24 protein-coding genes are annotated in these 26,106 nt (G+C 46.8%); 20 read left to right on the top strand and 4 right to left on the bottom strand.

Going from position 1 to position 26,106, the window contains the following annotated elements; genetic code table 11:
* Positions 1 to 58 precede the first annotated feature (58 nt).
* Entirely contained in the window at positions 59 to 1,735 is a 1,677-nt protein-coding gene (locus G9U52_RS04870; RefSeq protein ID WP_166146891.1) for an ABC transporter substrate-binding protein, read from the top strand.
* A gap of 58 nt (positions 1,736 to 1,793) precedes the next feature.
* On the opposite strand, the gene G9U52_RS04865 is transcribed toward G9U52_RS04870, so the two are convergent.
* Entirely contained in the window at positions 1,794 to 2,678 is an 885-nt protein-coding gene (locus tag G9U52_RS04865) for a LysR family transcriptional regulator (protein WP_166146889.1), read from the bottom strand.
* Between the two features lie 287 nt (positions 2,679 to 2,965).
* On the opposite strand from G9U52_RS04865, the gene G9U52_RS04860 reads away from it, so the two are divergent.
* From G9U52_RS04860 to G9U52_RS04805, 12 genes are all read left to right on the top strand, one after another.
* Entirely contained in the window at positions 2,966 to 4,294 is a 1,329-nt protein-coding gene (locus G9U52_RS04860; RefSeq protein ID WP_166146886.1) for an LLM class flavin-dependent oxidoreductase, read from the top strand.
* 13 nt (positions 4,295 to 4,307) lie between these two features.
* Positions 4,308 to 5,636 carry an LLM class flavin-dependent oxidoreductase gene (locus tag G9U52_RS04855; protein ID WP_166146884.1) on the top strand — a complete coding sequence of 443 codons (1,329 nt, stop codon included), beginning with the start codon at positions 4,308 to 4,310 and terminating at the stop codon, positions 5,634 to 5,636.
* A gap of 124 nt (positions 5,637 to 5,760) precedes the next feature.
* Entirely contained in the window at positions 5,761 to 7,089 is a 1,329-nt protein-coding gene (locus G9U52_RS04850) for an LLM class flavin-dependent oxidoreductase (RefSeq protein WP_166146882.1), read from the top strand.
* 46 nt (positions 7,090 to 7,135) lie between these two features.
* Positions 7,136 to 8,788 carry an ABC transporter substrate-binding protein gene (locus G9U52_RS04845; protein WP_166146867.1) on the top strand — a complete coding sequence of 551 codons (1,653 nt, stop codon included), beginning with the start codon at positions 7,136 to 7,138 and terminating at the stop codon, positions 8,786 to 8,788.
* 21 nt (positions 8,789 to 8,809) lie between these two features.
* The gene (locus G9U52_RS04840; protein WP_166146865.1) at positions 8,810 to 9,733 is read left to right on the top strand and encodes an ABC transporter permease; all 924 of its coding nucleotides are present in this window, start codon (positions 8,810 to 8,812) and stop codon (positions 9,731 to 9,733) included.
* 38 nt (positions 9,734 to 9,771) lie between these two features.
* Positions 9,772 to 10,662 (top strand): ABC transporter permease, encoded by an 891-nt coding sequence (locus G9U52_RS04835; RefSeq protein ID WP_166148101.1) that lies wholly within the window; start codon positions 9,772 to 9,774, stop codon positions 10,660 to 10,662.
* A gap of 34 nt (positions 10,663 to 10,696) precedes the next feature.
* The gene (locus G9U52_RS04830; protein WP_311764807.1) at positions 10,697 to 12,733 is read left to right on the top strand and encodes an ABC transporter ATP-binding protein; all 2,037 of its coding nucleotides are present in this window, start codon (positions 10,697 to 10,699) and stop codon (positions 12,731 to 12,733) included.
* Positions 12,734 to 12,833: 100 nt separating this feature from the next.
* Positions 12,834 to 13,694: a CoA transferase subunit A gene (locus G9U52_RS04825; RefSeq protein WP_166146863.1), complete on the top strand. Its 861-nt coding sequence runs from the start codon at positions 12,834 to 12,836 to the stop codon at positions 13,692 to 13,694.
* On the top strand, positions 13,691 to 14,452 hold the full coding sequence (locus G9U52_RS04820) for a CoA-transferase (protein WP_166146861.1): 762 nt from the start codon (positions 13,691 to 13,693) through the stop codon (positions 14,450 to 14,452). The genes G9U52_RS04825 and G9U52_RS04820 overlap by 4 nt, the downstream gene beginning before the upstream one ends.
* 31 nt (positions 14,453 to 14,483) lie before the next feature.
* Positions 14,484 to 15,071: a cysteine dioxygenase family protein gene (locus G9U52_RS04815; protein ID WP_166146859.1), complete on the top strand. Its 588-nt coding sequence runs from the start codon at positions 14,484 to 14,486 to the stop codon at positions 15,069 to 15,071.
* Between the two features lie 81 nt (positions 15,072 to 15,152).
* Positions 15,153 to 16,322: a CaiB/BaiF CoA transferase family protein gene (locus G9U52_RS04810; RefSeq protein WP_166146856.1), complete on the top strand. Its 1,170-nt coding sequence runs from the start codon at positions 15,153 to 15,155 to the stop codon at positions 16,320 to 16,322.
* Positions 16,323 to 16,324: 2 nt separating this feature from the next.
* Complete coding sequence (locus G9U52_RS04805) at positions 16,325 to 16,798, top strand: DinB family protein (protein ID WP_166146854.1); 474 nt, start codon at positions 16,325 to 16,327, stop codon at positions 16,796 to 16,798.
* 125 nt (positions 16,799 to 16,923) lie between these two features.
* Here the strand turns inward: G9U52_RS04805 and G9U52_RS04800 are convergent, their stop codons facing one another.
* Positions 16,924 to 17,400 carry a MarR family winged helix-turn-helix transcriptional regulator gene (locus G9U52_RS04800; RefSeq protein WP_166146852.1) on the bottom strand — a complete coding sequence of 159 codons (477 nt, stop codon included), beginning with the start codon at positions 17,398 to 17,400 and terminating at the stop codon, positions 16,924 to 16,926.
* Between the two features lie 171 nt (positions 17,401 to 17,571).
* Between G9U52_RS04800 and G9U52_RS04795 the strand changes: the two genes are divergently transcribed.
* Positions 17,572 to 18,951, top strand: a complete 1,380-nt coding sequence (locus tag G9U52_RS04795) for an MFS transporter (RefSeq protein ID WP_166146850.1) — start codon at positions 17,572 to 17,574, stop codon at positions 18,949 to 18,951.
* Here G9U52_RS04795 and G9U52_RS04790 read toward each other — a convergent pair whose 3' ends face one another.
* The gene (locus G9U52_RS04790; RefSeq protein WP_166146848.1) at positions 18,952 to 19,731 is read right to left on the bottom strand and encodes an ABC transporter ATP-binding protein; all 780 of its coding nucleotides are present in this window, start codon (positions 19,729 to 19,731) and stop codon (positions 18,952 to 18,954) included.
* Positions 19,732 to 20,018: 287 nt separating this feature from the next.
* Between G9U52_RS04790 and G9U52_RS04785 the strand changes: the two genes are divergently transcribed.
* From G9U52_RS04785 to G9U52_RS04775, 3 genes are all read left to right on the top strand, one after another.
* The gene (locus G9U52_RS04785) at positions 20,019 to 20,321 is read left to right on the top strand and encodes a hypothetical protein (protein ID WP_166146846.1); all 303 of its coding nucleotides are present in this window, start codon (positions 20,019 to 20,021) and stop codon (positions 20,319 to 20,321) included.
* A gap of 90 nt (positions 20,322 to 20,411) precedes the next feature.
* A complete protein-coding gene (locus tag G9U52_RS04780; protein WP_166146844.1) occupies positions 20,412 to 20,792 on the top strand; it encodes a DUF423 domain-containing protein in 381 nt (126 codons plus the stop codon).
* Between the two features lie 48 nt (positions 20,793 to 20,840).
* Positions 20,841 to 22,754 (top strand): sensor domain-containing protein, encoded by a 1,914-nt coding sequence (locus tag G9U52_RS04775; protein ID WP_166146841.1) that lies wholly within the window; start codon positions 20,841 to 20,843, stop codon positions 22,752 to 22,754.
* 182 nt (positions 22,755 to 22,936) lie between these two features.
* Here the strand turns inward: G9U52_RS04775 and G9U52_RS04770 are convergent, their stop codons facing one another.
* Positions 22,937 to 23,452, bottom strand: a complete 516-nt coding sequence (locus G9U52_RS04770; protein ID WP_166146839.1) for a hypothetical protein — start codon at positions 23,450 to 23,452, stop codon at positions 22,937 to 22,939.
* Positions 23,453 to 23,648: 196 nt separating this feature from the next.
* On the opposite strand from G9U52_RS04770, the gene G9U52_RS04765 reads away from it, so the two are divergent.
* From G9U52_RS04765 to G9U52_RS04755, 3 genes are all read left to right on the top strand, one after another.
* Complete coding sequence (locus tag G9U52_RS04765; RefSeq protein ID WP_166146837.1) at positions 23,649 to 23,945, top strand: hypothetical protein; 297 nt, start codon at positions 23,649 to 23,651, stop codon at positions 23,943 to 23,945.
* 64 nt (positions 23,946 to 24,009) lie between these two features.
* Positions 24,010 to 24,312, top strand: a complete 303-nt coding sequence (locus tag G9U52_RS04760) for a YunC family protein (RefSeq protein ID WP_166146835.1) — start codon at positions 24,010 to 24,012, stop codon at positions 24,310 to 24,312.
* A gap of 130 nt (positions 24,313 to 24,442) precedes the next feature.
* Positions 24,443 to 26,104, top strand: coding sequence for a response regulator (locus G9U52_RS04755; protein WP_166146833.1), 1,662 nt, complete (start codon positions 24,443 to 24,445; stop codon positions 26,102 to 26,104).
* Positions 26,105 to 26,106: the final 2 nt, after the last annotated feature.

Genomic DNA, 26,106 nt, shown 5'->3' with positions numbered 1-26,106 from the left:
CTGTAAAGTGGATGCTTACAAAGTAAGTTTTCTACAAAAAATCGAAGGAGGGGTTATTTTGAAAAAAGCCACGCTTATTGGTTTATCATCTGTATTAGGGTTGGGCTTAGCATTAAGCGGCTGCTCCGGTGGGACAGCAACTACGGCCAACGATGACGGGAAAAAGGCGGAAGCGACGGTGAGTGCAGCGGGGCAGCTGCCAATTACAGCAGAGAAGACAACGGTGCGGATTCTGATGAAAGGAAGCGCCTCAGTCGAAGACTTCGCTACCAATGAATTCACCAAATGGCTGGAGCAAAAGACGAATATCCACATCGAATGGGAAGTAGCGCCAGAGAAGTCTGCAACGGAAAAGCTGAACCTGGTGCTCTCTAGCGGTGATTACCCGGATGTTATTATGGGCTTTGGGGTATCTCCGACTCAAATGATGATTAACGGGAGCCAAGGCGTGTTTCTTCCTTTGAACGATTTGATCGAAAAACATGGCTTTGAGATTAAAAAGATGTTTAAAGATAATGCCATCTATAAAGACCTGATCACGGCACCTGATGGTAAAATCTATGCGCTGCCGCAGGTAAACGAATGCTACCACTGTATGTATAAGCAAAGAATGTGGATTCAAAAGCCATGGCTCGATAAGCTGGGCTTGAAGATGCCTACGACGACCGACGAATTTTATGAGGTTCTAAAGGCGTTTAAAACGAAGGATCCGAACGGCAACGGAAAGGCTGATGAAATCCCACTCTCAGGCTCCATCCAAGCGGCAAGCAGCAATTTGTTTGATACGCAAATGATTGATTCCTTCATTATGAATGCGTTTACTTACAATCATGGGGATCGCAAATTATACCTCGATAACGGTAAAGTGTCGGTTCCCTATAATAAGCCCGAATGGAAGGAAGGCTTAAAGTATTTGCGCAAGCTGTATGCTGAAGGCTTAATCGATCCGCAGGCTTTTACGCAGGACAATAATCAATTGAAAAAGCTCGGCGAAAACCCGGATACCGTTATACTGGGTGCATCCTCAGGCCATAATATGGGATCATTAACGACTTTGGGTGGGAGTAGCGGGCGATGGCTGACGTATACAGCAGTGCCTCCGTTAAAAGGACCGAATGGCTTCCAGACAGCAGCTTATCATCCTTATGCAGTGGGCAATGGGCAGTATATCATTACCAAAAACGCAAAAAATCCGGAAGCCGCCTTCCGGTTGGCAGACTTTTTGTATAATACTCCTGACACAACATTAAGATGGTATGCTGGACGGGAAGGTACAGAATGGCGCTACGCGGAGAAAACTGAAATCGGCATTAACGGTAAGCCTGCCATATGGAAGCAGTTAACCCCTTGGGGCGGCGTGCAAAATGTGAACTGGGGACAAACCGGACCAAGCTACCGCTCCAACGATTTCCGTCTGGGTGAAGCTCAGAATCCTGAGCAGCCGTTAGAGGTTATGCTCTACAATGAAACGAAGCAAAAGATGGAGCCTTACCAAATGAAGATCGATAATGTAATGCCTCCGGTATTTTTTACAGCCGAGCAAGCATCGGAGATCGCCGATTTAGAAAAGACCATCTTGGACCATGTTAAAGAAATGATGGCACGTTTCGTAACGGGAGACTCTGACATTGATAAGAACTGGGATACCTATGTGAAAAATCTCGATAATATGAATTTGAAGCGGTATATGGAAATTTATCAGCAAGCTTATGATGTGAAATTTAAAAAGAAATAAACGTTTTGGGTTTCTGGCCCGATCAAACAGCCTACTCCTCTTGGGAGTTAGGCTGTTTTTACATAGCCAACAGCCCTTTTTTCAAAACAGTTATTAGCCTTTCAGTGGCAGAACTGGATAAAGACCCTTCCTGCCGGCGCAATATGCCTGTAACAAGTCCTGAGTCCAAGTCCTGGATGGCTTTCAGCACGGTTCCTTTGGGTGGTGGCGTGACTGTGATCAAAGGCACAACAGCTACTCCAAAATTAGCTTCGACATAATATTTCAGGGCTGCCATATTGCCGATTTCCATGCCGTTATAGGGGCTGCCGCCTTTTTCAAGCAGTGAGCTTTCGAGCTTTTTGCGGTAAGGGCAGACCGAGGTGGTAATGAGCAGCTTCTCATTTTGCAGGTCATGTAAATAGATCATGTCCTTGGCAGCCAGCCCATGGTTTTCGGGAATGAGCAGCCCCAGTTGTTCAACGAATAAAGGCTCGAAAGCGCTGCTGAGCCCACTCTCGGGCGTTGTGCAGATCGCCAGATCAATCTCATTATCGATTAGCATCTGGTTCAGCACAGTAGTATTCCCAATCTGGATACTAATCTGCACCTTGGCATATTGCTGCATGAAGGGAGCAAGAATTTGTGGAAGCCTGTAGCTGGCAGTAGGCTCCATCACACCAAGACGGATAAAGCCGGCCTCGCCTTTTAGAAAATCGATCATGGTATTGCTTAGGAAATCATAGTCCTTCAGCAGTAGATCCGACTTCTCGAGGAATAACCGCCCGGCTTCGGTTAGATTAAGCTTTTTGCCACGATCCAATAGCTTGACGCCCAGATCCATTTCCAGCTTTTGAATATGCATCGTTACTGTAGATTGGCCATATTGCAGCTCATCCGCCGCACGCTGGAAGCTTCCGAGCTTAACAATCATTTGAAAGGTTTTAATGCCACGAATATCCATAACCCAAATCCCCCTTAATCCATCGTTCATTTTTAATGCATGCAATGTTCTATTTTTTCAATTGTACAAAACGAATTTTATTATGTATATATGTTTTAAGTATAAAATAAATTAAAACGATCGGATTACTATAATATATTGAATTTATTTCATTTAATTCATAAAAAGTGATGAAAAGCATCATGTATTTCGATTTTACAAAAATTGAGTGTTGAGGTATGCTTTTATCAATTAATAGTAATTTAATCGGAATAGTAAGCATTCATGAAACCATAGGAGGAATTGAGATGTCAAATCGTAAAAAGCTAAAACTGGGTGCAATGATTCATGGAGTAGGTGGAGGCTGGGCCGATTGGCGCCATCCTAATGCGTTGCCGGACGCCAGCACCAATTTCGGTTTTTACAAAGAGCAAGCGCAGATTGCTGAAGCTGGCAAATTCGATTTCGCCTTTATTGCCGACAGTGTTTCGATCAATGAGAAATCCAGCCCGCATTACATTAACCGATTTGAGCCCTTGACGGTTTTATCCGCTCTTGCAGCAGTCACCGACCATATTGGCTTGGTCGCTACGCTAACAGCCAGCTATAGCGAGCCGTTTACCGTCGCCAGGCAGTTCGCTTCACTGGACCACATCAGCCATGGACGCGCAGGCTGGAACGTTGTTACCTCTTGGCTGTCCGGCAGTGCCGAAAATTATAGCAAGCCCGAGCATCCGGACCATGGAACACGGTATCGGTTGGCCAGAGAGCATTTGGATGTTGTCCAGGGCTTATGGGATTCCTGGGAAGATGATGCGTTCACCCGCAATAAAGAAACCGGCGAGTTTTTCGATAAAAGCAAGCTGCACACTCTGAATCATAAAGGCGAGTTTTTCTCTGTGAAGGGTCCACTTAATATTGCCCGCTCGAAGCAGGGGCAGCCGGTTATTTTCCAAGCGGGTACGTCAGAGGATGGCAGAAATTTTGCAGCACAAAAAGCGGATGCCATCTTCGCAGGCTTTAGGTCGATTGAGGAAGCAAAGGAATATTATAAGGATTTGAAGCGTCGCGTAGCAAGCTTTGGGCGGTCGCCGGATGATGTATTTATTTTGCCTGGCATTGGCCCGATTGTTGGACGAACCGAAGAAGAAGCGGAACGTAAATTCCAAGAGAAGCTGAACCTGGTTAACATCGAAGATGCGATTATCTCACTGGGACGCCCCTTTAACGACCATGATTTCTCGGTATATCCACTGGATGAGCCATTCCCGGATTTGGGCGATTTGGGCAACAACAGCCAACAAGGCGGCTCGCAAAAAATTAAAAAGCTAGCGAAAGACGGAAACTTAACCTTACGCCAGGTCGCCTTGCACTTAGCAACACCAAGATCGACCTTCGTCGGAACGGCAACACAAGTTGCAGATACGATCCAGCAGTGGCTGGAGGAGGAAGCCTCCGATGGCTTCATTATTAACTCTGCGATTCCGGGCGGCTTGCAGGATTTCGTCGAGCTGGTTGTACCGATCCTGCAAGAACGCGGCTTATATCGCACCGAATATGACCGTGATACCTTACGTGGCAATTTGGGGCTGCAGGTTCCGGTTAACCGTAATAGCAAAGTAAGCATTACGAACTGAGGAGGCGGCAATAATGGCGCGTAAGAGACAACTAAAGCTAGGAGCACAGCTGCATGGAGCCGGAGCCAGCTGGGCAGACTGGCGTCATCCACAGGCATACAGTGATGCCAGTGTTAACTTTGGATTTTATAAGCAGCAGGCTATACAAGCGGAAGCTGGCAAATTTGATTTCCTGTTTGTTGCCGATAGTGTGTTTATTACGGAACGGTCAAGCCCGCATTATTTGAACCGATTTGAGCCGTTGACGATTCTTTCTGCGCTTGCAGCAGTTACGGAGAAAATTGGGCTTGTAGGAACATTGACGGTCAGCTACAGTGAACCTTTTACGGTTGCGAGGCAGTTTGCTTCATTGGACCACATTAGCCATGGCCGTGCAGGCTGGAATATTGTCACTTCCTGGCTGGAAGGCAGCGCAAGCAATTACAGCAAAGCTGAGCATTTGTCCCATGATGTGCGTTATCGGTTAGCCGGCGAGCATTTGGAGGTTGTTAAAGGGCTATGGGATTCGTGGGAAGACGATGCGTTCGTACGGAATAAGGAAACCGGCGAGTTTTTTGACAAGAGTAAGCTGCACACATTGAACCATAAAGGCGAGTTTTTCTCGGTTAAGGGACCACTAAATATATCGCGTTCGAAGCAAGGGCAGCCGGTCATTTTCCAGGCAGGAACCTCTGATGATGGCAGGAATTTTGCAGCGAGGCATGCAGATATTATCTATGCGGGACACGAGTCCTTTGAAGAAACCCAGCTGTATTATGCGGATTTAAAGAAGCGGGCCGCTTTATATGGCAGAGACCCCAATGATGTTTTCGTAATCCCGAATATTCGTCCTATTATAGGACGTACTGAGGAGGAAGCAGAGCGCAACTATCAAGCTTATGCTAATCTGGTGACGATCGAAAATGCCTTGACGGCGCTGGGCCGGCCGTTCAATGACCACGATTTTACCGTATATCCGTTAGATGAGCCCTTCCCGGATCTAGGTGATTTGGGTGATAAAAGCAACCAAGGCAGCTCCAACCGTATCAAACGAACGGCTAAGGAGAACAACCTGACGCTTCGCCAGACTGCGCTCCTATTCTCCACACCGAGGAGTGGCTTTATAGGAACGCCACTCCAAGTGGCAGATTCGATCCGGAAGTGGTTCGAGGAAGGCGCTGCGGACGGATTTATTGTGGGCACTGGAACAACCGCTGCTTTGAAGGATTTTGTCGAGCTTGTTGTGCCCATCCTGCAAGAACGCGGATTATTCCGTACTGAATATGACCATGATACCTTGCGGGGCAATTTGGGGCTGCAGGTTCCAGTTAATCGTAATAGTAAACAGAGTGTTTACAAGTAAAATAAGCTTATATATGAATATTTAGAAGCTAGATGCCTAACCAGCGGAGTGGCCGGGATGTATCCCGGCCGCGCAGCTGCACACATTGACCGTACTTTGTGCTAATAGAAGGAGGGACGTAATCATGTCTGACCAAAGGAAATTGAAGTTGGGTGCTACGATTACAGGTGTAGGAACAACCAAGCATGGTTGGAAGCATGAAGAATTAAATGGCGATGAGAGTGTAAGCTTTAACCACTACAAGAAAATTGCCCGGAAAGCCGAAGCCGGCAAATTCGATTTCGTATTTATTGTCGATAGCCCTTATATTACCGAAGGCTCAGCACCGCATTTTTTAAATCGTCTTGAACCGTTGACGGTGTTGTCGGCGATTGGTGCGGCAACCTCGCATATTGGGCTTGTTGGCACGCTTACGGCCTCCTATACGGAACCGTTTACTGTGGCCAGGCAATTCGCCTCGTTAGACCATATCAGCCATGGGCGAGCTGGCTGGAATGTCGTAACGACAGGGCTTGAAGGTGCTGCCCAGAATTATAGCAGGCCCGAGCATTTTGACCATGAGGTTCGTTATAAGCGAGCTGAAGAGCATCTTGAGGTTGTCAGAGGGCTATGGGACTCATGGGAAGATGATGCTTTCGTGAGGAATAAGGAAACCGGCGAGTTTTTCGATAAAAGCAAGCTGCATACGTTGAACCATAAAGGTGAGTTTTTCTCGGTTAAGGGCCCCTTAAATATTGCCAGATCCAAGCAAGGCCAACCGGTTATTTTTCAAGCTGGAGGTTCCAGCACAGGCAGGGATTTAGCTGCTAAAAGTGCAGATGCCATCTTCACGGGCCATGAAACTATTGAGGAAGCAAAAGCCTTTTATGCCGACATTAAACAACGGGCAGCAGCCCATGGGCGAGCGTCTGATGAAATTCTCGTATTTCCTGGCATCGGTCCCGTTATTGGACGTACCGAGGAAGAAGCAGAGCTTAAATTTCAGGAGATTGTGGGCCGTGTGAATCTTCAGGATGCTTTGATCCAGCTAGGGCGCCCGTTTACCTATCACGATTTTACACAATATCCGCTGGATGAACCATTTCCTGAGCTGGGTGATCTTGGAAGCAATAGCTATCGAAGCTCGACCGATCGGATCAAACGGATCGCGAGGGAAGAGAAGCTGACGCTTCGCCAAACCGCATTGCGGTTTGCAACGCCTAGAAGCACCTTTGTCGGCACGCCAGAGCAGGTCGCGGATAACGTACAACGCTGGTTTGAGGGGGGCGCAGCCGACGGGTTCATTATTTTCTCGGCTTTGCCAAGCAGCCTGAATGATTTTGTCGAGCTGGTTGTGCCGATTCTACAAGCACGTGGGTTGTTCCGTGATGACTATAACGGCGATACTCTGCGTGGCCATTTAGGCTTACAATTCCCGCTCAACCGATATAGTGCAGCCGAAGTATCGGTTTAGGCGCAATAGGCCACACATAAATACTTGGAGACATAGGGGGACAACAATGAAGCAGGCAAAAAAGAAATCATCCTTTAAATTTATCATTATGCTCGTAGGCATGGCGCTATTATTCTCAGCTTGCAGCAATGCGGATACAAGTAAAAGCAATCCAGTGGCTGGAGCGGAGCCAGGCAAGGTCACACCTGGTGGCGAGCTTGTATGGGCTCTGGCGGGTACGGTCACCAATGACAGCTTGGACGCGCATAAGGCCGGTTTTGCACCAAGCACACGGGTTATGCGTTCCTTGTATGACAGCTTGGTTGTTGAGCTTCCCGATCATTCGATCCAGCCTTGGCTGGCTACATCATGGGAAATTTCTGAGGATAAGAAGAGCTATACGTTCAAGCTGCGCAAGGATGTGAAGTTTCACGATGGAACGCCGTTTAACGCGGAAGCCGTGAAATTCAACTTCGACCGGATCAAGGACCCGGCTACCAAGTCGACGATTTCTTTAAATGAGATCGGTCCTTATACCTCTACGGAGGTCGTGGATGAATTCACAGCCCGAATCAATTTTGCCTCACCCTATGCTCCTTTTCTGGTAAATGCGGCCAAGGTGGATCTAGGCTTCGTTTCCCCCACAGCTGTCAAGAAATTTGGCGATAAATATCCGCAAAACCCAGTAGGTACAGGACCATTTAAGCTGCTTAAGCTGACGCCAAGCTCGCAAGTGGAATTAGAGAAAAACCCCGATTACAATTGGGGTCCTGCGAACGCCAAGCACCAAGGCCCAGCCTATTTGGATAAAATTACGATTAAATACGTGGATGAGGAATCTACCCGGGTGAGTGTGCTGCAAAGCAAGCAGGCGCAGCTGGCCGATATTATACCGCCACAAAATTTGGTCGCTCTGAAAGCCGATAAAAATTTCAAAGTGCTGGAAACGGAATTAATTCAAGCCAACCATCAAATTTATTTTAATCAAACCCGTGAGCCATGGAGCAATCTGAAATTCAGAGAGGCATTCAGGTCAGCGCTAGATCTTGATTCTGCGATTAAAACGATCTACCTTGGTACCTCCAAGCAAGCCTGGTCACCCTTGTCGCCCCAAACCTATAGCTACGATGCCTCTTTGGAAAAGTCGTGGAAATACGATTTGAAAAGCTCGAATGATGCATTGGAAGAGCTGGGCTGGAAAAAAGGCACAGATGGCATTCGTGCTAAGGATGGCAAAAGGCTAACGATTGAGTTTCTTGATACACAAGGCAACCGTGAGAAACGGCTGGACCTCATCTCGATGCTTACCCAGCAGCTGAAGCTAGCCGGAATTGAGCTGAAGCTCGTCTCCCTGCCATCGGGTACGATGTCTGAGCGCACGCTTAAAAACGATTATGATATACTCGCCGGGAGCCAATTTTCGGGAGACCCGAATGTATTGCGCCAATTATATTCAACTAAAGGACCGTCCGGGAAAAATAATGCGACCCGATCGAATGATCCGGAGTTGGAGCAATTACTAGAGGATGGCTTATTGGAAATTGATCCACAAAAGCGCATTGAAATATATAAAAAAATACAGCAGCATATTATCAAAAATGTATATTCCATCCCCACCTACGTATTCCAATATTCCTTGGCAACGGTGAAGGAAGTCCATGGCATCACCTTTGATTCTCCAGCATGGCCTGTATTTTATGAGGCTTGGATTGAACATTAATGAAGGGAAGGAGAACCAGCTATGGCAAGTTATATATGGAGAAGGATCATGGCGTCCATTCCTGTTATCCTGGGTACCTTGACATTGGTTTTTCTGATCGTCCACTGGCTTCCGGGAGATCCGGCGGTTATGCTGGCAGGAGATGATGCCGCACCGGACCGTGTCGAATTTTTGAGAAAGCAGCTGGGACTGGATCGTCCATTATGGCAGCAATATTTGTCCTATATTTGGAGCAGTGTCCAAGGCGACTTCGGTACATCCTTTGCCAATAGCCAGCCTGTGCTTAACCGGTTGCTCGCGCAGATGCCTGCGACCTTGTCATTGGCGGCTCTCAGCACACTGTTCGCCGCTTTCTTCGGTGTTTTATTAGGCATATTGTCGGCGGTGTACCGCAACCGCTTTTTAGATTATGTGATTCGTTTTATTAGCTTGTTAGGGGTATCGATGCCCTCGTTTTGGGTAGCCATTTTGCTTATCTTAATTTTCTCGGTCCATTTCCAGCTGCTCCCCGCTATTGGTAACGGCACCTTCAAGCAATTGATTCTTCCTTCGATTGCCTTAGGCATCTCGGGAGCAGGCACCTTGGTCCGGATGGTTCGCAATAGTGTTCTGGAGGTCATTGGTGAGCAGTATGTCCTGACGCTTCGAGCCAAGGGATTAAGTGAAAGGGCTGTGCTATACCAGCACGTACTGCGTAATGCGCTATTGCCTGCAATTACGATCCTGGGCATTATTGTCGGTAATATGCTATCTGGAGCTGTAGTGACAGAAACCGTATTTTCCAGGCAAGGGCTTGGCAAAATGGTTGTGGATGCCATTAACCAAAAGGATATTCCTGTCATCCAGGCAGCGGTATTGATTACAGCGATCATTACGGTGGTTACCAACCTGCTTGTGGATATTTCTTATTCCTACGTAGATCCACGAATCCGAAAATCGAAGTAATCTTTTAAAATAGAGCACGGAGGTGTGATATCTTGCTGATGAACTCTGTTTCTACGGAAACCTTGCTGCCCCAGGCAAGGATAGAAAGAAGCTCCGGCTCCCTATTCAAAAAATGGCCATTTCCCAACATACTATTAGGTTTATCGATAGTGATTCTGCTTGCTTTGGTCGTATGTGCCCTTATCCCGCAGTGGATTGCTCCTTATTCGCCTACGGATATGCAAACAGACCATTTACTGCAAGCACCTAGTGCTACCCATTGGTTGGGAACGGATCAATTCGGGAGAGACGTGTGGTCGCTTATTGTTTATGGCAGCAGGCAATCTTTAATGATTGGAGTCATAGCTACCTTGATTGGGGGCTTCGTTGGTACGCTTATTGGCTTGGTTGCCGGGTATTGGGGAGGTTTTATCGACTCTATATTTATGCGGGTGACCGATGTGATGATGACGATTCCTGGTATTCTTTTTGCCATCGTCATTGCTGTTGTGCTGGGGCCTAGCTTTTTTAATATTATCATAGCGATTAGTATAGCCTCGATCCCCAATAAAGCGAGAGTAGTGCGAAGTCAGGTGATTACGATTCGGAATCGTCCATTCATTGATGCAGCCCGTTCCATCGGTACGTCCCATCTGGAAATTATGTTTCGCCATATATTGCCCAATTGCTTCTCGCCCTTGCTTGTGATGATGACGATTAGTGTAGGGGGATCGATTCTGTCATTTACGGGCTTAAGCTTTCTGGGTCTGGGTGTTGTCCAGGAAATTCCTGATTGGGGCTATATGCTCTCCCAAGGGCGTAGCTATATGACAGTGGCTTGGTGGATCGCTACCTTTCCTGGTCTAGCTATAACCACTTTAGTTGTTGTAGTCAATATGATTGGCGATGATCTTCGTGACCGGATGGATCCAAGGAAGCAGAGGGCATAAGTTGAAGCTGAGAGCTTTACAGGAGGTGTAGATAGTGAAACAGCTGCTTAACATTAGCCAGCTATCGGTCGATTTCCATACAGCAAGCGGTTCGCTTAATGCCATCCATAAGGTCGATCTGGAAATCGGAAGCGGCGAAATTGTTTGCTTGGTAGGTGAATCCGGGAGCGGGAAAACCATTACTTCCTTATCGATCATGCGTTTGATTGATTATGATAATGGCCGTATCACCCAAGGCCATATTGAATTTAATGGGCAAAGCTTGGTGGAACTTTCGCAAAAAGAAATTAGCGAGCTGCGTGGCAAAAAAATCGCGATGATTTTTCAAGAGCCCATGACTGCACTCGACCCTGTATTTAGTATCGGGTACCAGATTATTGAGGTCATCGTTCGGCATGAGCGTATCAGTAAAGCGAAAGCGCAGGAAAAAGCGATCACCCTGCTTCGTCGAGTCGGGATTCCCGAGCCGGAAATCCGCATGAAGCAGTATCCATATGAGCTCTCAGGCGGTATGCGCCAACGGGCGATGATTGCTATGGCGCTCGCCTGTGGTCCGGAATTGTTGATCGCCGATGAACCGACAACAGCGCTGGATGTGACCATTCAAGCGCAAATTTTGAATTTATTGCGAGAGCTTAAGGATGAATTCAACATGTCGATCTTGTTGATCACTCATGACTTGGGGATTGCAGCCGAGCTGGCAGACCGTGTTGTTGTGATGTATGCAGGTAAAGTGGTCGAGCAGGCGAATGTCCTTCAGCTTTTTGAAAGTCCGTCACATCCCTATACACAAGGATTGCTGCAATCGATTGTTGCGATGGATAATGATCGAAGCACGCGATTGTATACAATCCGCGGGACAATTCCGAGCTTGTCCGAGCTGCCCGTAGGCTGCAGGTTTCATCCGCGCTGCCCATATGCGACGGATCGCTGCTTGGCGCAGGAGCCGCCGCTGCTGGAGGTTAACGGGCGCCAAGTAGCTTGCTGGCACGCCGAGAGGCTGGATAATGCAGCGGCCGAGGTATTCTGGGGCAGAGTGGATCAAGCCTCTGAGCTCATCGGTAAACGAGCGGGTACTACTGCCGATGCTAAGGAGCAGGCGAATGAAACGGCGCTGATTGAAGTTAGAAATGTTAAAAAACATTTCCCTATTCATACCGGCATGTTTCAGCGTAGCCAAGGAGCAGTCCGTGCTGTGGACGATGTGTCCTTCCAGATTTATAAAGGGGAAACCTTTGGCCTGGTAGGTGAATCCGGCTGCGGAAAAACAACATTGGGCCGTGTGCTGATACAGCTTGAGAAGGCAACAAGTGGAAGCGTCCTATTTCAAGGAAAAGATCTGGTCGGCTTGGGAGGCAAAGCTTTAAAAGATACAAGGCGTGATATGCAGGTTGTGTTTCAGGACCCTTTTGGCTCTATCAATCCCCGTTGGAACGTGGGAGATATTATTGGAGAGCCACTATGGGTACATGATTCCCTGCGGGGTGCAGCCAAACGGGAAAAGGTTCAGGAGGTGATGCAGCTTGTCGGGCTTAACCCTTCCTGGTATGACCGGCATCCGCATGAGTTCTCCGGTGGGCAACGCCAACGGATCGGGATTGCCAGAGCGATTGCCCTTAATCCCCAATTTATTTTGGCGGATGAAGCCGTTTCAGCGCTTGATGTATCCGTACAATCACAGGTAATCAACCTGATGCAGGAGCTGCAGGTGCGTCTGGACCTAACTTATTTGTTTATTGCCCATGGGCTGAACATTGTCCGCCATATCTCAGATCGCATAGGTGTTATGTACCTTGGGAAGCTAGTTGAAATCGCCCCAACGGATGAGCTGTTTAAGCATCCTGCACATCATTATACGAATGCACTTCTAGCAGCTATTCCGATAGCAGATCCTAAGCGCAAAAGGATCTTTGTTCCTTTAGAGGGTGAAATGCCATCTCCAGCCAGACCGCCTTCCGGCTGCCGTTTCCACACCCGATGCCCGGCAGCTACGGCACGCTGCAAGGAAGTGGTGCCTGAGCTGCAGTCGGTTACTGCTGGTCATTATGTAGCTTGCCATTACCCGGTATAACGTTGTCCGTGGTGGAAAGGTCCTGCATACCCTTCATAGCCTTAGCAATAACGATTTCACGGAAATCCCTCTCTTATACCGATTAAGGAAGTGTTCGGCTATGCCATCCAAATTTCTTACCCTGACTGAAGCAATCGACTTGATCGAAAATGGAATGACGCTGGCAGTTAGCGGCAATATGGAGATGTCGCCTATGGCTCTCATTCGCGAAGTCATTCGTGCCAAGAAGATTAGCTTATCCCTGGTCTGCGTGGGTGCTGCAGCCATTAATGCCGATTTGCTGCTCGGCGCAAACTGCGTCCGTACGATTGAATTCTCGCAAATTTCCTTGGGGGAATTTGGCTTCGCCCCCCATTTTCGCCGGCGTTTTGAGCAAGAGAATGACTCGGTTACAGGCTTGGAGCATGCATGCCCCTCGTTAATAGCAGCTATTACGGCCGGGGCAATGGGTATTCCTTTTATTCCGGTAAGAGGGCTGATCGGAACGGATTATATGAGCATCCGCCCGGATTTCAAGCAGTTAACCAATCCTTATAATGCCGAAGAGCAGATCGCGATTGTGCCTGCCATTCGTCCGGATGTAGCTATATTCCATGCTTATCAAGCCGATACAGAGGGCAATGTACTCGCCCACCCTTCACAAAACAATCGGGTATTGGCGCAAGCATCGGAGCGGACCATTGTTTCCGTCGAGCAGATCGTATCGCCTGAAGAGCTTAAAAAGGCCGAAGGGTCGAGGATTCCGGCTGCATTCGTCACGGCTGTCGTGCACGTTCCCTTCGGAGCCCACCCTACAAGCTGCCCAGGAATTTATAAGATCGACAATACGCATATTCGGCATTATTTAGAGGCTTCGAAGTCGGAGACCGGCTTTGAAGATTATTTGCATCGTTATGTAACAGCCCCTAAGGATCATGAGGCTTACTTATTTGACGCGTATTTCCGGGAGATCAAACGATGAATATAATAAGCCCCAGTTACTCACAGGATGAATTATTGATTTGTATGCTAGCCAGGGAGTTGCGAGACCACGAGGTAATCGGAGTCGGCAATAACTCGCCCGTGCCTGCGGCGGCAGCTTTATTAGCTAAAGCGCTGCAAGCTCCCAGCGCAATCCTTTATATTCTGGGTCAACCGGGTTGGCCGTTCGAGGGCACCGGGGAGTTTTTTAATCTTATGCAGCGTGGCGGCATTGATGTGTTTTTTCTAAGCGGGGCTCAAATTGATGCGTATGGCAATATTAACCTTCACGTTATTGGGAATTACAACCAGCCCAAAGTACGCTTGCCCGGAGGGGCAGGCTCGGCAATCGTTTATTTTATGTGCAAGCGGATCCTCCTATTCAAAACCGATCATAATGCCAAGGGCTTTCCTGAGGAGCTTGATTTTGCCACCTCGGTGTCCAGCTCCCAACCGTATGTTCACCGACCCAGCCAATTAGCTGGTTTATTTACACCGCTTGGCATATTTCGACCAGCAGCCATCACCAAGGAAGCAGAGGCTGGAAGGCTACAGCTTACCCATACGGCGCCAGGCGTCCAAGCTCATTTTGTGCAAGCACAAACAAACTTTGACCTTAAACTTGCAGCCTCGGGGGAACCGATTCCTGAGACGGCTGCTCCCAGTGCTGAGGAGCTGGCAACGCTTAGAGGTGTGGTGAGCGGGCAGTTAGAACAAATTTATCCGGAATTTGCGCGACAAACCTTTAGCAAAGTCTAGCAAGGCATATTACAGGAAATGGGGAACCGCAATGAGTAATAACTATAATTGGAAAGAATTGGAATATGATGTTGATGCAGTGCTGGAGCAACACCAGGAAAACCGCGCAATTATTGATGCTGTCCGTCCATTGCTTCAAAGGCTGCTGGCTAATGATGATTTGATTCCAGAAGCCTATCAAGCACCGCTTCCTAATAAATATGCCCAATATTTGTTGTATAAGCCCGAAAACGAGTCCTTTTCGGTCATCGCCTTTATCTGGGGGCCAGGACAAACTGCTCCAGTCCATGACCATCTAGTTTGGGGATTGGTAGGTTTATACCGCGGCTCCGTGATCGAAAAGCGCTATCGCCGCGAGGATCACGGCAGGCTGGCAGATCCTCGGTATTCGATCCGTGAGGTGTCTGAGGTGACGGCAAAGCAAGGTGATATTACTTTTGTTTATCCACCGGATTATGATATTCACGGGGTTTCCAATCCATTTGCCGAACAGGCTATTACGGTTCATATTTATGGTACCGATATCGGCAAGCAAGAACGCCATATCCATGATGTGGAAACCGGGAAATCCCGCGATGTGATTACTCGGCATGACAATGAATCGCCTATTTACAGCTGACTTTATGGCTTACCGCCGAAATCAGTGCTTGACGAATAGGATCAAAAAACTTGCATCAAAAAATTTAAAGAGGTGACAGATATGACGCAATTCGTTAAAGGGCCTCTTTCCGGAATCAAAGTGCTGGAGTTTGGACAAATAGCCGCCGGTCCTTTTGCCGGGCTTTTGTTTGCCGATTTGGGTGCAGATGTAGTGAAGGTAGAACGGCCGGATGTTGGCGACAGCATGAGGGAATGGCCGCCGTTCTTCGCTAACGATGAGGGGGAGGCATTTAGCTCCAATTTCAGCTCGTTAAACCGCAACAAACGCAGCATTGCCGTAGATTTCAAATCTACGGAGCAGTTGGCTCGCCTCAAAGAGCTATGCACGAAGGCAGATGTAATCATTGAAAATTTCAGACCAGGTGTACTGGGGAAATTTGGCTTGGGTTATGACAGCTTGTCGCAGCTTAATCCAAAGCTCATCTATTGCTCGATTTCTGGATATGGGCAAGAGGGGGCTTATTCACAAAAAGGTGCCTTCGACGTAACCATTCAAGCGATCAGCGGTTTGATGAGTGTGACTGGAGAAGAGCATGGAGAGCCTGTTAAATGCGGTGTGCCTGTTGCGGATTTTGTTGCTGGATTGTATGGTGCGTATTCGATTGTTGCCTCGATTCTGCAAGCCGAGCGAAGCGGGCAAGGTGCGTATATCGATTGCTCCATGCTGGCAAGTGTATTAGGAATATCCGCTTTGCAGACAAGCGAATATTACGGCAACCAGGTCGCTCCCAAACGTATGGGGAGTGCACATCCACGCAATGCGCCTTATCAGGGATATCACGCTAGCGACAAGCCCTTCGTTATCGCTGCTGGCAACGATAAATTGTGGAGAGAGGTTTGTGCGGCTGTAGATCTGCCAGCGCTCGCCGATGACTCCAGATTCGTGAGCCAAGCCTTGCGCGCCCACAATCAAAAGGAGCTTGCGGTTATCCTGCAGCAGGTGTTTCAATCAAAGACTGCTGTGCAGTGGCTGGAGGAGTTTGACCGCAGAGGAGTGCCTTGTGCACCGATTAATAATTTTGCCGATATTTTGAACGATCAAGCGGTTCTCGACTCAGGGCTGCTGCATGAGCTGCCGCTGCCTAATAATACGAACACCACCACAGTGGGTTATCCAGTCAAGCTGTCCGGTTATGAATTCCAGGTTTATCGCCAGCCTCCTCTTAAGGGGGAGCATAACGACCAATTATATAAGGAATGGGGAGTATGAGCATGAGCGAAATTACATTGCGTCCCGTTAACGAGTACAGGGCAACTTACGTGTGCATTCAAGAAAAAATCGAAGGATTGACAGACCTTCAATTGGAATGGAAACCGGCTCCGGCCAAGTGGAGTATTAAAGAAGTGGTAGCCCATCTTGTTGATTCAAGCATGGTACATGCCATTCGTATCCGTAAAATAGTTGCAGAAAACACGCCGCAATTTTTGCTCTACGACCAGGATGCCTGGGTGGCTAGCTCAAGATCCAATGCAACGAGTATGGAGGAGATATTAAGCGCATTCCATGCGCTCCTGCTTTATAATGCGTTGTTCTATGAGCGCTTATCGGAGGAGGATTGGAGCAAGAAAGGTTTAAATGGTGACAAAGAGGTTTCCATCGCCGACCTGTTTCAGGGCTTTATTAACCATGTGAATATCCATCTTGCCCAAATTGATCGAAACAAAGCAGGCTTGGCGGAGCAATAGGTGGTAACCCACTAATTGCTGTGAGCAGCAAATGTAAGGTTCCGTTATATACGCTTTATTATTGAATAGCCATAACCGTAAAACCGTCGCGTAGTTGCTGACGGTTTTTTTGTGTGGACGCTATTTTATAGCTGGTTATAATCCTTCATCAGTATATTGATTTTGCCCAATTCCTGCTCCATTATAACCAATTGCTCTTTGGGAATAGCATCGAATATATGCTCACCCCGCATGGCAAAATGCTGGCGAAGCTCAGCTACCTTGATCATTCCCTTATCGGATAAGCGTACATTAATGATCCGCCGGTCCTCGATGGAGCGGATCCGTTCGATCCATTCCTGGGATTCCAGTTTATCGACCAAGCTGGTCGCAGCACCTACAGTAATTGATAAATAATCGGCAATATCGTTCATTTTCATGGAGGCAGCCTGCTCCAGCTTGAAAATGAGGCATACCGAGGAGCAGGAAATACCAACCTCTGTGCTCATTTGTTGAATCATTTGTTTAACCTGACGGTTAAGTTCCATTAATGACCGCCACATGGATGTTACTGTTGGCATATTGAAGATTGTTTCTTTGTTGTCAGTAGAGCTAGGACTCATTCCAGAAACCTCCTTGCCGTAATTGAAGTGCCAAGTATATCTCCTATCATAACATAAATTTGTATATAATAAATCATTTGACCCTAATGCCGAAGTGGTATATAGTTTGATAATAATAGTTTTATAATCAAACTATATACTCGCAAAACAATTTGGCAAGGAGGATTTAGTATGCTCAACGGAAATCATATACCCCCGTTTAAAGAAGCCATTGTTATTCCTTTATGGAGCTTGATCATTATGTTAGTCGTAATGAATACGACGATGTTCAATGTATCCTTGCCTCGAGTAGCCGCGGATTTCGCATTGTCCGCTACAACCGCTTCATGGATCGTAACAGGATATTCCATTTTGTTTGCGATTGGCTCGATTACTTACAGCCGTCTCTCAGATTTCCTGCCCATCCGCCTGCTGCTGTTGATTGGCTTATGCCTGCTTGGCATATCCTCGATCATTGGCATGCTGTCGCAAAGCTTCGTTCCGTTACTGCTGGCGCGCTTGCTGCAAGCAGCAGGGGCAGCCGCCGCTCCGGGACTGGGTGTCGTGCTAGTCACCCGCTATATTCCGCTTGAGCGGCGTGGCAAGGCGATGTCCACGATCATATCGGCAGCCTCATTAGGCTTTGGGCTAGGCCCTGTTGTGGGCGGAACGATCACCCAATATTTGGGCTGGAACTATTTGTTTACTGTTACGGCCATTGTGCTGCTGTTTATTCCTTTTTTCGGCAAGCTGCTGCCGAAGGAGCCAACAAAGCCTGTGCATTTTGACATTATAGGGGCTTTATTGATCGGTATTGGAACTACAGGCACCTTATTATTCCTTACCTCGTATTCCATGCTGCTGCTTGCCTTAGGTGTGGCTTCATTTGGTTTATTGTGGTGGAGAATCAATCGGATTCAGCATCCTTTTATTCAACCAAGCCTATTGCGTAATCGAAGGTTTATCGATCTGATGGTGATGGGCTTCTCCGCTTATGTGATCCATTTCTCGACGTTGTTTCTGATGCCGATTATTCTCGTGCATTTGTATGGGAAAGGTGCCGCGGAAACAGGGCTGCTTATTTTTCCCGGAGCGATCTTGTCCTTTATAGCAGCCCGTTATATCGGGCGAATAATTGACCGCTACGGAAATGCGGTGCTGATCCGCGCTGGCCATTGGACGTTGCTGCTGGCCACAGTATGCCTGGCTTTGTTCAGCGGGATGTCCACATACGCGATCATGGGCGCTTATATTATTATGGGCACATCTGTTTCTGCATTGACAACGAGTGTTTCCAATGAAATGTCCCGGATTCTGGATAAGTCGGAGATTGGGGCGGGGATGGGAATGGCTCAATTGACGCAGTTTTTTGGGGGGGCATTTGGCGTAGCGCTAACAGGCGTCTCGATAGAGTGGAGCAAGCATCTTCCATTGTCTGTTTCCTACAGCCTGGTGTTCTGGGGAATGGCGGCGCTGATTACCCTGTCTTTATTGGTCTATGTACGTTACCAGAATGCGCTAAAAACAGTGTCAGCAAATAAGGTACGTGCAGGGGCAGAGGTTAAGGTGTAATTACGTGACCGAAAGCCAAGGACGCTCTTGATGCCAACGAACATCAACTGGCGTCTCGAAAAATACGGACAGATTAGAGCTGTTGACAACGTCGAACGTTTTGCCGCCCATAAATATTTCGCCACGGCGAATTAATAAGGTATGGCTGAACATGGGCAATATTTCTTCGGTATGGTGAGTGACATACAGCATATGGGGCGCGTCGGGCTGGGCTGCCAGCTCGGCGATGCTGGATAAGAGCATTTCTCGCGAAATAAAGTCCAATCCATTGCAGGCTTCATCCAGTATCAATAAAGCAGGTGAAGCCATCAAGGCGCGGGCTATTAACAGCTTTTGTTTTTCACCCTGTGAGCAGCTTTGGTAGGTTCGATCCACCAAATGGCTGCATCCCAAACGCTTCATAAGCGTAAGTGCCAGCTCGTAATCCTCGTCCGTTGGATTTTCATATAAACCAATAGAGGCATATTTGCCGCTAATGACCACGTATTGCGTGCGGTCGGAGCCATACAGCTTTTCCTGCAGCGAAGAGCTTACCCAGCCGATGAGCTTGCGCAGCTCCCTCACATCCACATCGCCGAATTCATGCCCAAGTACACGGATCGTTCCAGTACTCGGCCACATGTAGCCATTCAACAAATTAAGCAAGGTGGTTTTTCCAGAGCCGTTTAAGCCCAATATTGCCCAATGCTCTCCTGGGTTGACCTGCCAATTGATCTGTTGCAACACCGTTTTGCGATCCTTCGTATAAGAAACCTCGTGTAGTTCGATTACTTTTTCCAACAGAAACCGACCTCCTGCATGCGCTTTTTGTTGAATTATAGCGCAGCTTTAACCCTCTTAACAAGTTAGGTTAGTATAGAATAGGACTAGCTTACTAATCATGAGGATGAATATTCCATAAATACTAACCATTCTAACCAGTCTACCCAGTTTAAGTTAAGCATGGACATGATTTTAGGAAAATCAAAGACCATAGTCCTAGATTTTTTTGGTATAGGCAGGATTTACCTAGAATTATGTCGAATTCAATCCTTTAGGCATTAGCAAAGCTTAAGGAGGAGTTTTATTTGAATTATTTAATCAATCAATCTGTGAAAATAGTGGATATGAACGATGAGATCATGTCTGAGGTTTTATTTGATCATGGTAAGTATGAGTTGTCCGCATTGGCTGTAGGCTCAACTATAATTACTAAGGAATTAGGTTTAAAGCAATTTGAAGTGGTATATGATACAAGAGAAGGCAAGCAGCAACGGTGCCGGATCGTCGACATTGAGATTGATCTGATCACTAATCCTGCTACGACCCGAATTTATCTAGATCCTATTACATTAATTATCGGCCAGCATGATGTTGGTGAAATTCAATAAGCTGTTTGATGCCTAGAACCGGTTCCCGCTATAGGCGAAACCGGTTTTGCTCTGACCACAGCTACTTTATGGATATGTGGAGGTTAGGGAATGAATGCTCGTTTTGTAGCTATTGGTTGTATGAGCGCCTTTTTATCGGTAGCCTTTGGTGCTTTCGGGGCTCATTCGCTGAAGGAGATATTGACACCGAATATGCTAGCTAATTTTCAGACAGGTGTGCAATACCAAATGTACCACTCGCTGGGATTGATCGCCGTCGGGCTGATCGCTGCGCATTTTCCAAAAAGTCTCCATCTTGTAAGAGCTGGCTGGTTGATGCTGGCTGGTATTGTTTTATTCTCGGGAAGCCTCTATGTGCTTAGTCTTACTGGATATACAAAGCTAGGCATTATCACACCATTTGGCGGTGTGGCGTTTTTACTGGCATGGTTATTTGTGGCGTTGGCTGTAAGAAAACCAACCCGTTATTAAAATTTTTTTTTGGATTCATGTTTATGTATATCCGCTGAAGGGGGGTCTATGATGATAAAGGCTACCAGCTCCGGCTCTGGCACGTTTCCAACCAAACTTTTTGTGCTATTTTGCGGATATTTTCTGTTTACCCTAGGCATGGTGTGGTGGATTCCGAATCCGATGGTGTGGGTATTTAGTGGTACTTTTGTCCTGCTATGTCTTCTTGTATTTCGTTCCGCTTGGTTTTTTCATCACAACCAAGCTGATGGATCCTCTATACATGATTCTATGGAGAGCTGGCTGAAGGAAAATCAATTTGTGTTTGAATCCTTATTCGAGCATAACCCTAACATCGTATTTTTGCTGGACCGAAAGGCTTGCATTATTAAAGTGAATGGCAACACCCAGCAGATCATGGGCTATATCAATACAGAAATGGAAAACCAGCAATTTCAAACCCTGCTTACCCAGGAGACAGTGGTGCATTCCTTGCAGGCTTTTCTGCAGGTATGTGAAGGCGCTCCGCAAACGTTCAAAACAGCAGTCCAGCATAAGGACGGCTATCGGGTGGACTTGGAGGTTACCGCGGCGCCTATCAAGCAAGGCGATGAAGTAACAGGCATCATTGTCATTGGCCAAGATATCACCTCCAATAAACGGACGGAAGAACGAATACGCCATATGGCTTATTATGATGACATGACAGGCTTGCCTAATCGCAGGCTGTTCGCAAGCCATTTGAATGAAGCGATGATTACAGCGCTGAAGCATAAGAGCATGCTGGCTGTGTTTTTCGTTGACATTGATCGCTTTAAAGTGGTGAATGATTGCTTTGGGCATGATTATGGAGATATGCTCCTGCTGCAGCTCGCGGAACGGTTTAGCCGCTGCATTACAGAAAATGACTATTTGGCTCGCACCGAAGGCGATGAGTTCGCTCTGTTTTTCACGGGTCTTTCACCAACGCAGCATATAGCGGATCTAGCTAAGCAAGTGTTTGATGTTCTGGAGGAGCCGTTTAGCTTAGAGCAATACCAGCTTCATATTACGGCTAGCATTGGAATCGCCATGCTTTCCGAGGATGATGTCGATGCGGATTCCTTGACCACATGTGCAGATATTGCCTTGACCCGTGCCAAAGAAAAAGGGAAAAATACATACCAGCTTTTTAATTCGGATATGAAGTCAGTTTCGCTTAAACGGCTAACCTTGGAAAATGAGCTGCGGCGGGCATTGAGCCAAAATGAATTGATGCTGCATTACCAGCCACAAATGGATATTGAGACGGGCGCGATTGTTGGATTCGAAGCCTTAATCCGTTGGCTTCATCCTGAACGGGGGATGGTATCGCCTAAGGAATTTATTCCTTTTGCCGAGGAAAGCGGCTTGATTGTTCCGATTGGTGAGTGGGTCATGCAGGAGGCATGCCGGCAAAATAAACAATGGCAGGACGAAGGGCTTATTTTCGTGCCAGTTTCGGTGAATATTTCAACGCGCCAGTTTTTGCAGCATGATTTGCGTGATAAAGTATCCCACGTATTAGCCCAAGCAGGACTGGATTCAGCTTATTTGGAACTGGAGATTACAGAAAGCAGTACGATGGATGTGGATTTTGCCATTGGGGTGCTATTAGAGCTCAAGGCATTAGGCGTGAAAATCAGTATTGACGATTTTGGCACCGGCTATAGCTCGCTCTCCTATTTGAAAAGGTTCCCGATCGACAAATTGAAGATTGACCAATCCTTTGTACGCGATATTATGACGGATCCTAACGATGCGGCGATTGTGGCTTCGATCATAGCAATGACTAGGCATATGAATTTGAAGGTTATTGCCGAAGGCGTAGAAACAGAGGAGCAGCTTGGCTTCCTGCGTAATAACGACTGTAACGAAATTCAAGGCTACTGGTTCAGTCCGCCGGTTAACACTGAGAAAATCCAAGAATTGGTGCTGCGGATGAAGCAGGTGGCAGCTTCGTAAGAAACGGACTGAATGAATAGCGAGCGTGATCAGAGGCAGGACTAACATGTGATAGTCGCACAAGTATTTATGCTTGGTTTGGGTTGGTGTGCAAAGAAAAGAGCCTTAGCAGAGAGTAAACTTACTCCGTGCTAAGGCTCTCTTCTTTTGTGGGTACGCCCTATTCGGTAGAGGCTTACCCATTAGCTTGCGGAATAATCGTCGATTTCGTTAATTTTAAACAAATAAACCTGTCTCTCATCCACATGGTATACAGATACATTCCCGTTATCTTGATCCACATTTAGGATACGGCAGGGGATACTTAGCTTGATGCCCATTGCTTTGACAATGGTGAGGCGAATCAAGGAATTACGCTCTTTAAACCCTTGGAATTGCTCCCAAATAGGTTGATGGGCAGCTTCGCTTATACTTATTTTTTTAGTGGTTTTGCTGATAGAAGCCTCTGGTTTAGTTTCGGATCTAGGCACAGAATCTATGTTAGGTAGGGCTGATTGTTTACCAATCGATTCCCGCATGATCGTTTGGATTCTTTGTCCTAGTTGAATTCCCTCTTTGACCAAGTAGTCTTGAATATCAGCAGAATTCAGAATGTGCAGCAGCTTTTCTAGAGCGCGACCGTTGGTATCGCTTTCAACGAGGATGTCTACATTGAATAAATATTTCCCATTGTCTTTATTTGCCTGTGTTTTTTCCATGAGGACGCCTCCATTTAAACGATGCCTAGCCCTACTATATCACTTTAAAGCGAATTTCGAAACTAGCCGAACCGAATGAATTAGAGATGGCTAGGATCCAGATCCAACAAAATAAAAATTGCTGTAGCTTTTGTCGGCAAACTGAGATAAGGTTCTATACAGGTTATTCATTATTCGATTCGAAGGAGTGCTTGGAATGGCTACATATGTTAAGAAAATCCCACAAGCTTTAAAATTTCTGCAAATAGAAAGTCGGTATTTATATGATGTTAATTACTCTTTAGATACATTAAAGGGTGCTATAGAGAAAACGTTAAAGCAAAATATTAAAATTCCTTTGGAAGAAATCGTTGACCATGATAAAATTACCGAAATCATTACAGATATGGTCGAAAACCTTGTTGAGATTCAAACGGAATTGGCGGATTATGACGTGGTTACTTTAAAAAGTGTTACAGTGGTTGCTATTTACGATTCGACGCTTGACCGTTAATTTCATTCACATTCCCGCCACTTCCAACATATTGTACAACAAGCGATAAGTAGGAGGGATAGCCATGATACAGATGACTCCTGTTGTATTAGAAGGCTTTACGGCCATAGCGATCGAGGTTAAGTTACCGCTGACCACCTTGGTTATGGTTTCTACGGATAAAGGTTATATCATGTGCGGCGCCTTGGATGTGGGATTGCTGAATGAACGTTTGAAGGACCGCCTCATTATCGCTGCAAGAGCCACTGGCGTTAAGACCATAGAGGAGCTGCTGGAAGCTCCACTGGAATCCGTTACCTATGAGGCAGAGCGGATGGGCATTGTGCCTGGAATGAAAGGTAAAGAAGCGATTTTGAAAATGCGGTAGCCTTTCCTGTAAGACTTATAAACCTAATGGCATACGATCGCAGCCAGCGACTTTGCATTGGGTTTATTTGCTGTATACTGATATAATCATATGACAATTACATCCATATTTACCTCAAGGAGGATTTAGTATGTATAAATTAATATTGGTCGAGGATGAGGAAGAGGTAAGAGAAGGTATCATTCAGGAAATCAATTGGGCAGAGCAGGGCTTCGAGGTTATAGATAAGGCAGAGAATGGCAAGGAAGCAATGGATATGATCGAGCGTTGGCTGCCAGATGTGGTGGTGACCGATATTAAGATGCCCTTTATGGATGGCATGCAGCTATCGGAATGGATACGGGAGAAATATCCGACAACAAAGATTATTATTTTAACAGGCTTTGATGAGTTTGAATACGCACAAAAAGCAATCAAGATGCATATTGACGAATATGTGCTGAAGCCCTTTTCCGCAGGGGAATTTATTCAGGCGCTGGTTGTAATCAAGCGCCTCATTGACGAAGAAATGGAGCGCAAGGAAAATATACATACGCTGCAGGAGCATTATCGCCAAAGCCTGCCTGTATTACGCGAGGTGTTTTTGGCTGCATTGGTGACCAGGAAGCTTTCGAAGGCGGAAATTTACGAAAAGGCAAGCAACTATAATGTCCGTTTGCAAGGCCAGGCATTCCTGGTTTCGGTCATTAGTCTGGACAACCCGGGTGAGCAGGGAACATCGGAGGACAGGACGAAAGCACAGAATTTAGCCCTCCAGCAATCCTTAAAATATTCACGGGATCATGAGCTGAAGAGGTTTGCGGTGTTGAATATTTCCGAGGAAATCGTGGATAAGCATCAGCTTGGCATCGTATACCTGCATAATGACCAGCTCGTGCTGCTTACCGTGTCTCAGGATAACAAGCAGGAAGCCGTAATGAAGCGAACGATGGCGGTGCTTGAAGAAATTCGCCAAAGCATCGAAAAATATTTGAAGTTTACAGTGACAATCGGAGTAGGTACGGTCAGCAAGGAGGTTACGGATCTGCGGTATCCGTTCAAGGATGCGGTACTGGCGCTGGATTATCGGCTGATCCTCGGCAATAATCGGGTTATTTGCATTGGGGATGTGGAAGCCCGGTTTATCGAAAAACTACGCTTTGATGAGCTGAAGGAGCAAGCCTTGATTCGCTGTATCAAGGTGGGTACGCTTCCAGAGTTGAACGAAATTATCGATGAGCTCTTCCTTGATATTGTGGATACGCAGATTTCTTTTAAGGATTATCAAATTTATTTACTTGAACTATTAACGGCTGTTCTAAAGGCCGCCAAGGATTCGGGGACGGAATTGGACGCGATTGTAGGCGCTGATTTCAATCCTTTTGCAGAGTTGCACCGATTCACCGATTTGCAGGAGGCGAAGCGTTGGATGCTTGCTTTGTGTACGAAAATGATGAGTTGTATTGCGGCAGACCGCCAATATAGCTATAGAACACTAGTGGATAAAGCGAAGGATTATGCCAAGGCGCATTATCAAGACAGTGATATTTCGATTAGCAAGGTTTGCAGCTTTCTACATATTAGCACCGGGTACTTTAGCAGTATTTTCAAAAAAGAAACCAAGCTCACCTTCGTCAGCTATCTGATGAATATCCGAATGGAGGCTGCCAAGGAGCTGCTGATGACGACTGATCTCAAATCATTTGAGATTGCTGAGAGGGTAGGCTACGCCGAGCCCAATTATTTCAGCTTCACCTTCCGCAAGCATTTCGGCATGTCCCCTAAGGAATATAGAAATAGCTCGAAGGATTAATA

The organism is Paenibacillus agricola (genome assembly GCF_011440305.1).
GTDB lineage: Bacteria > Bacillota > Bacilli > Paenibacillales > NBRC-103111 > Paenibacillus_S > Paenibacillus_S agricola.
Note: the sequence above shows the minus strand (reverse complement) of the source record. Positions and strands in the feature narration are given on the sequence as shown.

Coding starts and splice junctions, on each gene's coding strand:
- G9U52_RS04865 (WP_166146889.1), bottom strand. CDS start 2,678: ATGGATATTCGTGGCATTAAAACCTTTCAAATGATTGTTAAGCTCGGA.
- G9U52_RS04860 (WP_166146886.1), top strand. CDS start 2,966: ATGTCAAATCGTAAAAAGCTAAAACTGGGTGCAATGATTCATGGAGTA.
- G9U52_RS04855 (WP_166146884.1), top strand. CDS start 4,308: ATGGCGCGTAAGAGACAACTAAAGCTAGGAGCACAGCTGCATGGAGCC.
- G9U52_RS04850 (WP_166146882.1), top strand. CDS start 5,761: ATGTCTGACCAAAGGAAATTGAAGTTGGGTGCTACGATTACAGGTGTA.
- G9U52_RS04845 (WP_166146867.1), top strand. CDS start 7,136: ATGAAGCAGGCAAAAAAGAAATCATCCTTTAAATTTATCATTATGCTC.
- G9U52_RS04840 (WP_166146865.1), top strand. CDS start 8,810: ATGGCAAGTTATATATGGAGAAGGATCATGGCGTCCATTCCTGTTATC.
- G9U52_RS04835 (WP_166148101.1), top strand. CDS start 9,772: ATGAACTCTGTTTCTACGGAAACCTTGCTGCCCCAGGCAAGGATAGAA.
- G9U52_RS04825 (WP_166146863.1), top strand. CDS start 12,834: ATGCCATCCAAATTTCTTACCCTGACTGAAGCAATCGACTTGATCGAA.
- G9U52_RS04820 (WP_166146861.1), top strand. CDS start 13,691: ATGAATATAATAAGCCCCAGTTACTCACAGGATGAATTATTGATTTGT.
- G9U52_RS04815 (WP_166146859.1), top strand. CDS start 14,484: ATGAGTAATAACTATAATTGGAAAGAATTGGAATATGATGTTGATGCA.
- G9U52_RS04810 (WP_166146856.1), top strand. CDS start 15,153: ATGACGCAATTCGTTAAAGGGCCTCTTTCCGGAATCAAAGTGCTGGAG.
- G9U52_RS04805 (WP_166146854.1), top strand. CDS start 16,325: ATGAGCGAAATTACATTGCGTCCCGTTAACGAGTACAGGGCAACTTAC.
- G9U52_RS04800 (WP_166146852.1), bottom strand. CDS start 17,400: ATGAGTCCTAGCTCTACTGACAACAAAGAAACAATCTTCAATATGCCA.
- G9U52_RS04795 (WP_166146850.1), top strand. CDS start 17,572: ATGCTCAACGGAAATCATATACCCCCGTTTAAAGAAGCCATTGTTATT.
- G9U52_RS04780 (WP_166146844.1), top strand. CDS start 20,412: ATGAATGCTCGTTTTGTAGCTATTGGTTGTATGAGCGCCTTTTTATCG.
- G9U52_RS04775 (WP_166146841.1), top strand. CDS start 20,841: ATGATGATAAAGGCTACCAGCTCCGGCTCTGGCACGTTTCCAACCAAA.
- G9U52_RS04770 (WP_166146839.1), bottom strand. CDS start 23,452: ATGGAAAAAACACAGGCAAATAAAGACAATGGGAAATATTTATTCAAT.
- G9U52_RS04765 (WP_166146837.1), top strand. CDS start 23,649: ATGGCTACATATGTTAAGAAAATCCCACAAGCTTTAAAATTTCTGCAA.
- G9U52_RS04760 (WP_166146835.1), top strand. CDS start 24,010: ATGATACAGATGACTCCTGTTGTATTAGAAGGCTTTACGGCCATAGCG.
- G9U52_RS04755 (WP_166146833.1), top strand. CDS start 24,443: ATGTATAAATTAATATTGGTCGAGGATGAGGAAGAGGTAAGAGAAGGT.